General features: G+C 66.9%; 11 protein-coding genes. 2 read left to right on the top strand and 9 right to left on the bottom strand.

All coding sequences use genetic code 11. The features are described from left to right. Nucleotides 1–5: 5 nt before the first annotated feature. Genes V3G39_10710 through V3G39_10700 form a run of 3 tightly spaced genes read right to left on the bottom strand, consistent with a single transcriptional unit; the run spans nt 6 to nt 4746 of the window. A complete protein-coding gene (locus V3G39_10710; GenBank protein ID XAS75140.1) occupies nt 6–1973 on the bottom strand; it encodes an acyltransferase family protein in 1968 nt (655 codons plus the stop codon). Between the two features lie 13 nt (nt 1974–1986). After that, entirely contained in the window at nt 1987–4020 is a 2034-nt protein-coding gene (locus tag V3G39_10705) for an acyltransferase (protein XAS75139.1), read from the bottom strand. Nucleotides 4021–4080: 60 nt separating this feature from the next. Further along, complete coding sequence (locus V3G39_10700) at nt 4081–4746, bottom strand: hypothetical protein (protein ID XAS75138.1); 666 nt, start codon at nt 4744–4746, stop codon at nt 4081–4083. 92 nt (nt 4747–4838) lie between these two features. On the opposite strand from V3G39_10700, the gene V3G39_10695 reads away from it, so the two are divergent. Together V3G39_10695 and V3G39_10690 are read left to right on the top strand one after the other, a co-directional pair. Further along, entirely contained in the window at nt 4839–6803 is a 1965-nt protein-coding gene (locus V3G39_10695; GenBank protein ID XAS75137.1) for an acyltransferase, read from the top strand. Then, nucleotides 6800–7828, top strand: a complete 1029-nt coding sequence (locus V3G39_10690; protein ID XAS75136.1) for an NDP-sugar synthase — start codon at nt 6800–6802, stop codon at nt 7826–7828. Before V3G39_10695 ends, V3G39_10690 begins: the two co-directional genes overlap by 4 nt. Nucleotides 7829–7839: 11 nt before the next feature. Here V3G39_10690 and pdxS read toward each other — a convergent pair whose 3' ends face one another. From pdxS to V3G39_10660, 6 genes are all read right to left on the bottom strand, one after another. Continuing rightward, the gene (pdxS, locus tag V3G39_10685) at nt 7840–8760 is read right to left on the bottom strand and encodes a pyridoxal 5'-phosphate synthase lyase subunit PdxS (GenBank protein ID XAS75135.1); all 921 of its coding nucleotides are present in this window, start codon (nt 8758–8760) and stop codon (nt 7840–7842) included. A gap of 98 nt (nt 8761–8858) precedes the next feature. Continuing rightward, entirely contained in the window at nt 8859–9419 is a 561-nt protein-coding gene (locus V3G39_10680) for a hypothetical protein (protein XAS75134.1), read from the bottom strand. After that, nucleotides 9419–10582 (bottom strand): glycosyltransferase family 4 protein, encoded by a 1164-nt coding sequence (locus V3G39_10675; GenBank protein XAS75133.1) that lies wholly within the window; start codon nt 10580–10582, stop codon nt 9419–9421. The genes V3G39_10680 and V3G39_10675 overlap by 1 nt, the downstream gene beginning before the upstream one ends. After that, nucleotides 10579–11547 (bottom strand): phosphatidylinositol mannoside acyltransferase, encoded by a 969-nt coding sequence (locus V3G39_10670; GenBank protein ID XAS75132.1) that lies wholly within the window; start codon nt 11545–11547, stop codon nt 10579–10581. The genes V3G39_10675 and V3G39_10670 overlap by 4 nt, the downstream gene beginning before the upstream one ends. Then, on the bottom strand, nt 11544–12197 hold the full coding sequence (locus V3G39_10665) for a CDP-alcohol phosphatidyltransferase family protein (protein ID XAS75131.1): 654 nt from the start codon (nt 12195–12197) through the stop codon (nt 11544–11546). The genes V3G39_10670 and V3G39_10665 overlap by 4 nt, the downstream gene beginning before the upstream one ends. Nucleotides 12198–12210: 13 nt before the next feature. Beyond that, entirely contained in the window at nt 12211–12774 is a 564-nt protein-coding gene (locus V3G39_10660) for an HIT domain-containing protein (protein XAS75130.1), read from the bottom strand. Between the last annotated feature and the right edge of the window lie 20 nt (nt 12775–12794).

Here is a 12794-nt window from a genome sequence, read left to right as displayed (position 1 = left end):
GCTGGTCACCGGTCCTGCTGCCATGTGTCGACGACGGTCGGCGCAAGCCAGCTCCAGACCAGCGCGGCACCGGTAACCGTGAAATGGATCCCGTCCTGGTAGAGCTGCGCGTTGTTGATGCGCGCTCGGTAACCGCCGCGGCACAGCTGCCCGTCCAGATCAACAAGTCGTGCCCCGCTGGCCGCGTGCTCGCGGACCCAGGTCGCGATGATCGCGTTCACCCAGGTCGTGTCCAGCGGGATGGCCGCGGTCCCGATCTGCAGTTGCGCGGACACCGGCAGACTCCCCGGCCGCAGTACCCGGCACGGCACATTGATGATGTCGAGCTGGCGAGCTCCCGATGACCGGAACGCCGCCAGCAAGGCGTCCAGGCTGGCGGTCAGGGCGGTACGGACCTGCGGCGAGCGCAGCGGGGCCACCTTGCCGTCGATCTGCTGCGGAAGGGTGAATCCCAGGCCGGCGGGAGCAAGCACCACCTGTGTCCCCTCCTTACGGACGGACTTCGGCCACGAGGAGCGCCACCCGGGGCAGTGCGCGTCCTCGGGGATGAGCCGGTCCCCGACCGCCAGCGTGACGGGCACGAAATCGCACCCGGCGTACTCGGCGTGCCGCAGCAGGTCCAGACCCGGGTAGGAGGATCCTTTGAAACCATCCGCGATGGAGGCGGGTATCGAGTCCCCGACGATGGCCACCTTCAGCGGTGTCCGGGGCGGCAGGTACCGGACGGCAGGATTCAACGCCGCACCGTTCCACATCGAGGCCGCAGCGGCCGGCACCACCTGTTGGACGACCAGCGCAGCAACCGCCAGGAAGGCCACCACGCCAGGGCCCACGAACCGTAGCGGCCGGACCAGTCCGCGCACCCCGTGCGCCATCACGGGCATCTCGACCAGACGGTAGGACAGCACCGCGCAAACCCAGGTGACCGCGAACTGCAGAGTCCCGCTCAGCACTCTGGGCAGCCCCGGCATCGGCAGCCACAGGCCGATCGGCCAGTGGTAGAGATAGATGCCATACGAGATCTGACCGAGGTGGACCAGCACCCGGTTACTCATCACCTTGTTGATCAGCAGATCACGCGGGTCCAGCGCGCTGGCGCCCATCATCGCGGCCAGGACCGCGAAGGCGAGCAGCCCGCCGTACCGGAACACCCCCACGCTGGAGGAGCCCAACAGGAAGAACGCGGTCAGCGAGGCAATGGTCCCGACCCATCCGAACAGGTTGGCGGTCAGTCGGGATATCCGGAACGGTCTACCGCCGCGCACCTTGGTGTGTACGAACGCGGCGGCGACTCCGACCAGCAGCGCCTGCGCACGGATGTCGGTTCCGTAGTAGAGCCTGCTGAACGTCGCGGTCGGTGTCCCGACCAGATGGGCCGTCCACAGCGCCGACCCGCACGCCGCCGCGGCGACCAGCGCGACCCGCATCCATTGGCGGCGCGCGGCGATGTAGAGCATCAGGACGATCATCGGGATCAGAACGTAGAACTGTTCCTCGACCGACAGCGTCCAGACGTGACGCAGCGGCGACGGCTCGTCGAAGAGGTCGAAGTACTGGTCATTGCGGGCGATCAGCCGCCAGTTGAGCCAAAACGTCATGGCGGCGAAGCTGTCCCCGGCGGTCTGTGGCCGGTGCTGGCCCGGCACAAGCACCACGCGGATCAGCACGGCGGTCACCAGGATCGCCAATGCTGGAAGGATCCGCCGTGCGCGCCGGAGATAAAAGCGCACGAAGTCGATCCGACCGGTGCGCTCCCGTTCCTTGATCAGCAGCTTGCCGATCAGGAATCCGGAGAAGACAAAAAAGTGGTTGATCCCGATCCAACCGCCGGCCAGCGCCGTCGCCCCGAAGTGGTAGGCGACCACCAGCACGATGAACAGACCGCGGTACCCGTCGATCGCCGGGCGGTAGTTGCGGCCCCGATGCTGCAGGTCGGTGCTGACGGCGGCGCGCGCCGTCTCCAGGACCCTCATCGGAGGACTCTCGTCACGGGCGACCCGCCGAGTTCGAGGCGGCCGGCCGGGCGGACCCCGTCGTGGTCATCGCCGCGTCGCGCATCTGCGGCGCCAGCCAGGTCCACATCATCCACGAACCGGGCACGGAGGGGTGCACCTGATCCTGGTACAGCTGAATGCCGTGTATCCGGGGCTGGAACCTGCCGTCCGGGCAGACGGCGTGGTACAGATCGATGACCCCGACACCGTTACGGGCCGCCCACCCGGTGATCACCGAGTTCAGCCGGGTGGGATCGGTCACCTGCGCCACCGTCCGCGAGCCCGCGAAGGCAGACCTGAACTCGATCGGCCACTGTGACAGATCGCTGTCGCGGCAGGGCACGGTCACCACGCTCATCGAGGTGACCCCGGCCGCACGGGCCGTCGCCCGGTATTCCGACAGGGTCGACGCGACGAGGGCGCGGTAACCGGGATCGTCCAGATCAAGCGTCGACCCGTCCTGCGCCGCGTGCGGAAAGGCCATCGTCATTGAGGCAAAGAGCACGAAACGCCGGGCACCGGATCCTCGCAACAACGTTCCCAGGTCGCGCTTGGTGTGCAGGCAGGCCGCCGGCTGAACCGAGGTACTGCGATTCGCGTAGCGCGACTGCATCAGGTCGCAACCGGGTTGTGAGAGGTCGGTGATCACCAGATCGGGGTAGCTGCCGGGCGGCTTGTCGCGCACCAGTACGTACGGCACGGAGTCACCGAAGATCGCCACCCTGGTCTGCACCGAGGCGGGAACATACGCCGGCGTGCCCGACACCAGCATCGGGGTCTTCGCCGGATCCGCACCCGTCCCCACAGCCGCGGCCCCTGCAGCGACCGCGGGCGTCGCACCGTGACCGGCGGCGAAGGCCAACGCGACGATGGCCGACACCACGCACCCGAGGACGCCCCGGGCACTGCGGTCCTTGCGCGGGCGCGGAAGCAACGCCCGTATTCCCCCATTAATGACCGGGCGCTCCACGAAGTGATAGGAAGCTGCGGCGATCGCGAGCGTCGTGCAGATCCCGATGCCCACCGTCAGGCTGGTGCCCAGCCGCGGGTCGACACGCCGCATCCAGAGCAGGATCGGCCAGTGCCACAGGTAGAGCCCGTAGGAGATCCGGCCGAGGTAGGCGAACGGCCGCCAGCCGAGCACGGCACGGGGCCGGGATGCCCGCTCGTCAGCGCACGCGAGGACCAGGGCGGCAGCGGCCAGCGCGAAGAGAAAGATCCCGCCGTCGTCGTACATGAAACCCTGGAAAGGCGCGATCGCGAAGAACGCGTAGCCCATCGCGACGAGCCCGCCCCAGCCCAGCGCGGCAACAACCGGTGCCGGCAGTCTTACCTGGTCCGCCCGCCGGGTACGTAGTCCTGTCCAGAACGCCAGCGCGGCACCTATGCACAGTGCCTGCGCCCTGGTGTCGGTGCCGTAGTAGGCATGCGTCTGTGCCTCTGTGGTCGCGACCCCGATGTGTGCGGTCCACAGTGCACCGGCCAGCCCGAGCGTCAGCAGAATTCCCGCTTGCACCTCTCGCCGACGGACCCATCGCACGAGAGCCAGCACCACGAGCGGAACAAGGAGGTAGAACTGCTCTTCGACCGCCAAGGTCCAGGCCTGACGGAGAAAGGAGGGCGCACCGAAGAGATCGAAATACTGGTCGCCCTGCAGGATCAGGTGCCAGTTCTGGACGAACAACAGGGTGGCCAACATATCGCCGCGCAGAGCGCCGCGCACCGAGGGCGGGGCGATCAACGCGCCGTAGATCCCGAGCGCAGCGAGCAACACGAACAACGCCGGCAGCAGCCGTCGCGCGCGTCGGCGGTAGAACGCGAGAAGATCCAGCCGCCCGGATCTGGCGTGCTCCTCGATCAGTAGCCGGGTGATCAGGTAGGCCGAGAGCACGAAGAAGAGGTTGATCCCGACCCAGGCACCCTGCAGGGCGGCCACCCCGAAGTGGAAGGCCATGAAAAGCACCATGGCCGTGCCCCGCACACCATCCAGAGCCGGCGAGTAGCGGTACCGGGTGCGTCGTGACATCAGGGGAACCGGCCCGTTTCAGTGCAGCGCCCGCTACCGCAACAGGTCATGGACGTTCACTCACCGACGGTCGCGTGGACCCCGAGATCTGCGTGGCCGGTCATCGGAGACGCCGGGGTCCCGATCATCGACGTCATCGTGGTCCCGATCATCGCGTTGTTGATCGTCATGGCCCAGATCGTCATGGCCCGGATCGCCGTGGTCCCGATCATCGCGGTCCAGATCGTCATAGCCCAGGCGGTCGGTGCCCGGAACGTTCCTGGAGCGAGCGCTGCGGCTCTTCGCGGCGATGGCACTGCGCCCGGGACGAGCATGCACAGAGGTGTTCCCGCGGCTGTCGCGGCCGCCCTTGTCCGTCGCAAGATCCTCGTCGTCGTAGTCGTTGCCGAGGTCCTCGCGGATGACCCGGGTACGGCTGCGTTTGTCGAAGCCGAAGAGCGCCGATCCGACTCCCGCGATCAGCAGAGCTGCGATCAACAAGGCAATCGCCCGGTATTGCGCCTCTTGGTCGACGGCCGAGCAGTAGCCCTTGCCGAACGAGCTCACGTTGGGGCTGAGCGCAGTCCCACACCCGAACTGCACACCGGTCTGAGATGCGACTGACAACGGCACTACCGCTGCGTAAACCGCGGCAACGAGCAGCGCCAAACCGATCAGAATGGTGATCTTGCTCCCGGTCCGCGGCAGGTACTGCGTGCGGGTCTCACCGGGCTCATCTGCAGACATGCCGTCATGATAACCGCGATGCGGATGCCTTGGTTACCAGACGGTATCTATACTCGGGCGACATCGCAGCCGGCTCCGCGGAAGGGTTCCTGGTGACTTCTGATCGGCACCGGTCGCTCTCGTATCGACCGGCCCTCGACGGCCTGCGGGGCATCGCCGTAGCGGCCGTCGTGGTCTTTCACGTCTGGCCCGACGCCCTGCCCGGCGGCTGGCTGGGGGTCGATGTCTTCTTCGTCCTGTCCGGTTTTCTGATCACCTCTTTGCTCGTCGCCGAATGGAACTCGTGGGGGACCATCAGCCTGTTGGGATTCTGGGCCGCCCGCGCTCGCCGTCTCCTACCGGCGCTGGTCGCAATGCTGCTCGCGGTATCGGTGGCGTCCTACTTCTGGACGATACCGAGCCGTCGGCTACCGGTCAGTCTCGACGTGATCTCCGCGTTGTTCTACGTCGCAAACTGGCGGATGCTGTTCTCGGACGAGCAGTATTTTGCCGATACGGTCGGCCTTCCGTCCCCCGTCCTCCATACCTGGTCGTTGGCCATCGAAGAGCAGTACTACCTCCTCTTCCCCCTGTTGCTGCTCCTCCTTCTCGCGCTGACGCGCGGACTATCCCCGCACCGCCGTCGAAACGTCTTGGGTGCAGCGCTGCTGGTGCTGGCTGCTCTGTCCGCCTGGCGGATGGGTGCGTTGTACGTTCCGGGGTCCGATCCCAACCGCATCTACTACGGCACCGACACCCGGATCTTCGAACTGTTCATCGGCGCGGCGGCAGGAGTCTGGGTCGGCACCCGGGAGTTCCGCGGCGAACGCCGGGTGCTTTTCGACCGGCTGATGGGTTGGTTGACCTGGCCCGCCCTGGCGTTGCTGCTGTTCGCCTTCGCCGTGCTGCGTTTCGACTCCGCGATCCTTTTCCCGGGCGGACTGGTACTGGTCTGCGTCGTAGCCGCCGTACCGGTATGCGGCGGTGCCGCCCAGATACCGAGCCGGGCCTCGCAGCTGCTCGCGTTCGAGCCGCTACGGAGGCTCGGACTCATCAGCTATTCCCTCTACCTGTGGCACTGGCCGGTCGTGGTGTTCCTCGGGCCGTCGCGCCTGCCGCTGCGTAGCGCAATCCTCAGTCCGCTGCAGGTTGTCGTCTCGCTGGTGCTGGCGGCCGGGTCATATTGGTTCATCGAGCGACCCGTGCGTGCAGGGGGGCTCCGTGCGCTGCTGCCCGTTGCCCCATCTTTCGGACGACTGGTCGGTATCGCTGCCGTCCCTGCACTGGTGGTCGCCAGCGTCCTGGTCGCGCAGACGGCGAATGCAGTAGGTCCCTCATTCGCCGCAGGCGCTGACACACCCGTCGCGCCGCTGACGTACCTACCGGCCGGATACACGCCGCTGGCGGCCGTTCACAAGGTGTCCCTCATCGGCAACTCGATTCCGGCGAGCGTCGACAGCGCCTTCCGTCCGTCGCGATACCCCGACATCGATCTTCGACCCGATGCCAGTTTCGGATGTGACACCTTCGCAGGATCGATCGTGGTCGACGGCAAGCGGGAGGACCCCCTTGCGAACTGTTCGGCGTTCCGTCGCTCGTGGACCACAAAACTACAAACCGACAAACCGGATCTGGCAGCTTTCTTCATCCCGCAGACGATGGTGCTGGACCACGAAGCCGATGGCCGCACAGTGACGTTCGGGACGCCGGCGTACTCGGCCTTCATCCGATCGGCTCTTGACGAAGCGAAACGGGGGGCTGCGTCGGCGGGAGTAGCGCGCTTCGCTGTCGTGACGCTTGCCTGTCACAACCAACCATTCGCCAACACATCCCCGAAAGTCGCCCTGGTCAACGACATCAAGAGAGTCGAGCGCACCAACCGCGACGTACGCGCCTGGGCCCGCGAACGCGGCGTTGCGGTCATCGACCAATTCGGCTTCCTCTGCACCGGCGGATATCACCCCACGATCAACGGGACGCCTCTCTACCCCGACGGACTGCACTTCTCGGCCGCCTCCGGTGCGGTGTTCTGGACGTGGTTCGCCCCGCAGCTGCAACAGATCCTCCGCAAAAAATGACCCTCCACGCGGTCATCCTCGCGGGCGGCCGCGGCACCCGCCTCGCGCCGTTGACCGACCGCACTCCGAAACCGCTGCTCCCCGTCGCGGGGTTGCCCGTTGTGGCCCATCAACTCGTGATGCTCGCGGCCCTGGATGTCTCCCGGGTGCTGCTCACGACGTCGTATCGAGCGCAGCAGTTCCGCGATGTCCTCGGCACCGGCGGGGCGTGGGGACTGGAACTGGACTACTGCCGCGAGGACGCCCCGCTCGGCACCGGTGGCGCGCTGGCGGCGGCCGTCGATCGCCTTGCCCCGGCAAATGGCGACGTGCTGCTGGTGCTGAACGGTGATCAGCTCAGCGCACATGATGTCGCTGCTCAGCTGAACGCCTTCGCGGCCGCCAGATCGCGGCTCGGGGCGGTGGGCACACTGCACGCCAAGCCCGTCGCGGATGCGCGTGCCTACGGACTGATCGAGGTGGGCGCCGCCGGCCGCATCACCGCGTTCCGCGAGAAACCGGAGGAGCTTGTCGGTGGCATCGTGAACGCCGGCACTTATCTGCTCGACCCGAGTTGCCTGGACGGGGTATCCCGTCGGCAACCGGTCAGCTTCGAGCGTGAAGTGATCCCAGCCCTGCTGCGAGCCGGGGGTGTTCTCACCGCGTACGTCGAAGACGCGTACAGCATGGACATCGGGACCCCGGCAACCCTGATCGCCGCCTCCCGCGATGCGGTGCTACGTCATGGGCCCGCGATCATTGACCCTGCCGCCTCAGTCGACCCGTCTGCCCGTGTGCGGGACGGCTCGTACGTCGGACCGGGCGCCGTCATCGCAGCAAACTGCGATGTGCGGGGCACCATCGTGATGGCAGGAGCACGGCTCGACGCAGGAGTCGTGGCTGACTCATGCGCGTTCGGCCCGAGCGCCCAGGTTGACGGACCGGCCTCGCTGCAAGACGTCGTGCTGGGCGCTCACGCCTACGTCGGTGCCGGCCACCCACTTCGTCCGGGCGCCCGCGTGCCGACTGCCGCCATCCTGCGGTGACCGTGTCGTTGTTACCAGCCGCGCTCGGCGAGCCGGTGCGGCTGCGGGATCTCCTCGACATTGATACCGACCATTGCCTCACCCAGGCCGCGCGAGACCTTCGCGAGCACGTCGGGGTCGTCGAAGAAGGTCGTGGCCTTGACGATTGCCTCGGCGCGTTGCGCCGGGTTGCCGGACTTGAAGATGCCGGAGCCGACGAAGACACCGTCGGCACCCAGCTGCATCATCATCGCGGCGTCCGCCGGTGTCGCGATGCCGCCGGCGGTGAAGAGGACGACGGGTAGCTTGCCCAATTTCGCGACCTCCTTGACCAGGTCGTACGGCGCCTGCAGCTCCTTGGCTGCGACGTAGAGCTCGTCCTCGGCCATCGTCGTCAGTCGGCGGATCTCGGCACGGATGGTGCGCATGTGCGTCGTCGCGTTGGACACGTCGCCGGTGCCGGCCTCGCCCTTGGAGCGGATCATCGCCGCGCCCTCGGTGATCCGGCGCAGCGCCTCGCCCAGGTTGGTGGCGCCGCACACGAACGGCGCAGTGAAGTTCCATTTCTCGATGTGGTTGGCGTAGTCCGCGGGGGTGAGTACTTCGGACTCGTCGATGTAGTCCACACCGAGGCTCTGCAGGATCTGCGCCTCCACGAAGTGGCCGATGCGTGCCTTGGCCATGACCGGGATGGACACCGTCGCAATGATGCTGTCGATCATGTCCGGGTCAGACATCCGCGATACCCCGCCCTGCGCGCGGATGTCGGCCGGCACCCGCTCGAGGGCCATCACGGCCACCGCACCGGCGTCCTCGGCGATCTTGGCCTGCTCGGCCGTGACAACGTCCATGATGACGCCGCCCTTGAGCATTTCGGCCATCCCGCGCTTGACGCGGGCGGTGCCGGTAGCCCCAGCGCCCTGATCGGCCGCGTCGGTGGTCTGCGGGGTCATAGTGAGCTCCTTGCTGAGCGGAAAATGCCCGCTGAAACCGGGCGACTTGGGGTGCTCCCCAGCTTACTAGCGCCGCTGCCGACCTTGGGACCGGCCGGCTATTCGACGTCCGGCAGCCGGTCGTCGAACTGCACCATCTCGGGCAGATGGGTGCGCCCGGCCAACCGGAACAACCGCACAACCGGCTTACCGCGCACCCGGCGTACGTCACGCACCGCGTCGTCATGAAACCGCCGGGCCAACTGCACCCGTTCCCCCGCCTGTCGCACCCGGTGGGCGTAGTCCTCCACCCCGTCGGTGACAACGATTTGCGGAGTCAGCAGCGCGAGCAGCGTCGTCGTAAGATCTGTTTCGATGGCGGCCCGTCCCTGATCGACACCGTGCTCCTGCACCTCCGAGGCGACTTCAGCAGCATCGGATGCATCCAAGGAGGACCCAGCGGCCTCGGCCAGGAGCATCGAGCTCGCAGGGTCCAGCAGGCCCGAGTTGGCCAGCTCCATGCTGGTCTCGGCCCGACGCACCAGTTGCGCGTCCAACGCGGACACCGACCCCTCCACGCGGCCGTGCAGTCGATCCAGTCGCGCCGCACTGTAGGACAGGTACCAGGCGATCAGCGCGAGCACGGCAACAGTCAGGGCAACCCAGAACCAGAGAATCATCAGCGCACTCCTCGACGTCGGGCGATCGCGCGGCGCGGTGTCACAACGGGCGGACCGGCCGAGATAACAGTTTCGTAGACATTCATCACCTGCGAGCCCACCCGGGACCAGTCGAACTCACCGGATCGTTGCGGTCCCGCGACGCGGTAGGCGGCCCGGGCGGCGGCATCATCCAACAACGCCAGCGCCTGAGTGGCCAGGTCGGTTGAATCCCCCACCCGGAAGAGCCGACCGTCCTGCCCGTTGCGCAACACCGCCTGGAAGGCCTCCAGGTCGCTGGCCAGCACCGGTGCGCCGGCGCTCATCGCTTCGATCAGGATGATCCCGAAACTTTCGCCGCCGGTATTGGGCGCAATGTAGGCGTCGGTCGAGGCCAGCAGGCTGGCCTTCTCCTGATCGGTCACCGCGCCGAGAAATTCGCACGCCTCGGCGACCTGGTCGGGCACCCCACGCAGCGCTTCGTGGCTGTCGCCGGGACCCGCTATCAGCAACCGTAGGCCAGGCCGGGCAGCCAACAACCGCGGCATCGCTGCCAACAACACCGGCAGACCCTTGCGCGACTCGTTGATCCGGCCCAGGAAGGCCAGCGTCGGCCGCTGCGCAGTGCCCTGCCACCACGGCGCGATCGCCGCCTCGGCGAACCGGTCGACGTATACGCCGTTCGGTATGACGACCGCGTCCCCACCCAGGTGTCGCCGCACCGTGCTGCGCGCTTCCTGGGAGACCGCGATCCGTCCGGCAACCTTCTCCAAACCGGGCTGCAGGATCGGCTGGGCCGCGTGCATCACCCGCGACCGCATCGTCGCGGTGTGGAACGTCGCGACCAGGGGATCCTCCGATGCCCACATCGCGAGCATCGACAGGCTCGGGCTGACCGGTTCGTGCACGTGGATGATGTCGAAGTCGCTGCGCTCGATCCATTTGCCGACCCGCGAGGCCGTCACCGGGCCGAAGAGCAGCCGCGCGACCGATCCGTTGTACGGAACGGGCACCGCACGACCGGCGCTCGTGACATACGGCGGGAGCGGGGTGTCCTCGTCGGCGGGGGCCAGGACGCTGACGTCGTGGCCGTCTGCGATGAAGTACTCCGCCAGGTCGCGGATGTGCAGCTGCACCCCGCCCGGCACATCGAAGGAGTACGGGCTGACCATCCCGATCCTCATCGCAGATCGTCCAGGAAGACCCGCTGCATCATGTGCCAGTCCTGCGTGCTGGCACGGATTGTTCCGCTCAGCGCGTCGGCGCACTGCTGGGTCATCGCGACGACCTTCTCCCGGTCGCTTCCGTGCTCCGGAACCATCACGCGCGGACCGAAGTCCGCGACCACCCGCTGCATCGAACGGCCCGGCAGCTTCTCGTAGGTGACGCTCAGCGGGTAGAGCGCAGCGCCGGTCTCCAGGGCGAGCCGTGCCGGTCCGGCAGCCATCCGCGCCGGGTGCCCGCACAGCTGCACCTTCACCCCCCGCGAGGTCAGATCACGGTCGGACAGCAACGGCACGAACCCACCCGCGCGGACTGCCTTCACCAGCTCCGGGTAGGGGTTCCCGGCACCGGTCAGCGCCAGAATACGGATCCCCAGGCTCGCGCGGTACGCCACGAACTGTTCGAACAACGCCTCGGGCTTCAGCCGCTCGGCGACCGTGGTGACCGGCGCAAAGTTGCGGGTGGCCCACGCCCCGCACATGTCCCAGTTGCCCAGATGACCGAGGAAGAGGATGACGGCCTCACCGCGATCGAGAACTGCCTTGGCCTCTTCTCCATTTCCTGCCAGTCGCAACATCTGATCGATAGCGGGACCGCCGGCAATCTGCTCCAACCGGAACGCGTCGCACCAGTACCGAAAATATGAGCGCATACCGGCGCGCACCAGCTCATCCAGGGCTGCGTCGTCGAGCTCGGGGCGGACCCGCGCATAGTTGGCGCGCAACCGCTGCACATCTTTGCCGGCGCGGGCGGTGAGGCGGTCGGCGATCTTGTCGAACAGCGCGTACGCGGAACGCTCCGGTAACCGTTGTACCAGTGCCCAACCGGTCCGGAACCCGGCCAACGTCAACCGGTCGGCGATGCTCGCTGCGCCACCTTTCGCTGCGGCACCCTTCCCGCGGGAGCCTCGTCGGTGTCCTGTCACAGGGCGGCCGCAGACTCGTCCGCGGCGAATGCCTGCTTGCGGACGGTAAGCATCCGCTGCAGGACGGTCACCAAGCTGAGCACGGCGAGAACCGCCAGCACGATGCCCTCGGCCCAGTTACCAATCGCATTGCCCTGCGAGAACAAGTTGCCGATACCGACCAGCCCAGTGACGATCAGTATCGCCACGAGCCGGTCCGCGCGCTCGGCGATACCGACATTCGCCGTCATGCCGAGGCCTTCGGCGCGGGCCTTGGCGTAGGACACGACACTGCCCAGGATCAGACAGGCCAGTGCGAGTGCGGCGATCAGGATGTTGTCGCCCCGGCCGGCGTAGAAGAGAACCAGCCCACCGAAGATCGCAGAATCCCCGAATCGGTCCAGGGTCGAATCGAGGTAGGCACCCCATTTACTGGAGCGACCCAGTTGACGGGCCATGTTGCCGTCGATCAGGTCAGAGAAAACAAACGCGGTAATGAAAAGTGTGCCCCAGAAGAACTCACCGAGCGGGTAGAAGGCCAGCGCGCCGACCATGACACCCAGGGTGCCGACGATCGTAATGACATCCGGGCTGATGCCGCATTTGATGAAGAACCGAGCAGTCGGTGTGAGGAGGGTGGTGAAGAAGGCGCGCGCGAATCGGTTGAGCATGGTGAGGCCGAGACTACCGGGGGCTGGCGCCGATCTCCGCTTCCCAGGCGTCCGCGAGGCGCGTGCGGGTGTCCTCCAACAGCTCCGGCAGTGCCTTGGTCTGAGCGATGATGGGCAGGAAATTGGCATCGCCTCCCCAGCGCGGCACAACATGCTGATGCAGGTGCGCGGCCACCCCGGCGCCGGCCACCGCGCCCTGATTCATCCCCAGGTTGAAGCCGTGCGGTTCCGAAACCGTCGTCAGAGTCCGGATCGCGGCCTGGGTCAGCGCAGTGAACTCGACCAGCTCGGCGGGCGTCAGGTCCAGGTACCGCGCCACATGCCGGTAGGGGCAGACCAGCAGGTGACCAGGGTTGTACGGGAACAGGTTCAGCACCACGAAACACGTCTCGCCGCGGTAAACGATCAGCCCGTCGCTGTCCGATCTGATCGGTGAGGCGCAGAACGGGCACCCGCTGTCGTCATCCTCGGCAGGCTTCTGATCCTGGATGTAGGCCATCCGGTGCGGCGTCCACAACCGCTCGAAACCGTCCGGCACACGGGCGAACTCGCGCTCATCGTGGACTTCGTCAGGCATGCGCCTGATCCTAGGCGACA

The sequence above is a fragment of the Dermatophilaceae bacterium Sec6.4 genome (genome assembly GCA_039636865.1).
Lineage (GTDB): Bacteria > Actinomycetota > Actinomycetes > Actinomycetales > Dermatophilaceae > Allobranchiibius.
Note: the sequence above shows the minus strand (reverse complement) of the source record. Positions and strands in the feature narration are given on the sequence as shown.

What these genes read in the sequence shown, in the direction of transcription:
- V3G39_10710 (XAS75140.1), bottom strand. Translation starts at nt 1,973, where the DNA reads ATGAGGGTCCTGGAGACGGCGCGCGCCGCCGTCAGCACCGACCTGCAG.
- V3G39_10705 (XAS75139.1), bottom strand. Translation starts at nt 4,020, where the DNA reads ATGTCACGACGCACCCGGTACCGCTACTCGCCGGCTCTGGATGGTGTG.
- V3G39_10700 (XAS75138.1), bottom strand. Translation starts at nt 4,746, where the DNA reads ATGTCTGCAGATGAGCCCGGTGAGACCCGCACGCAGTACCTGCCGCGG.
- V3G39_10690 (XAS75136.1), top strand. Translation starts at nt 6,800, where the DNA reads ATGACCCTCCACGCGGTCATCCTCGCGGGCGGCCGCGGCACCCGCCTC.
- pdxS (XAS75135.1), bottom strand. Translation starts at nt 8,760, where the DNA reads ATGACCCCGCAGACCACCGACGCGGCCGATCAGGGCGCTGGGGCTACC.
- V3G39_10680 (XAS75134.1), bottom strand. Translation starts at nt 9,419, where the DNA reads ATGATTCTCTGGTTCTGGGTTGCCCTGACTGTTGCCGTGCTCGCGCTG.
- V3G39_10675 (XAS75133.1), bottom strand. Translation starts at nt 10,582, where the DNA reads ATGAGGATCGGGATGGTCAGCCCGTACTCCTTCGATGTGCCGGGCGGG.
- V3G39_10665 (XAS75131.1), bottom strand. Translation starts at nt 12,197, where the DNA reads ATGCTCAACCGATTCGCGCGCGCCTTCTTCACCACCCTCCTCACACCG.
- V3G39_10660 (XAS75130.1), bottom strand. Translation starts at nt 12,774, where the DNA reads ATGCCTGACGAAGTCCACGATGAGCGCGAGTTCGCCCGTGTGCCGGAC.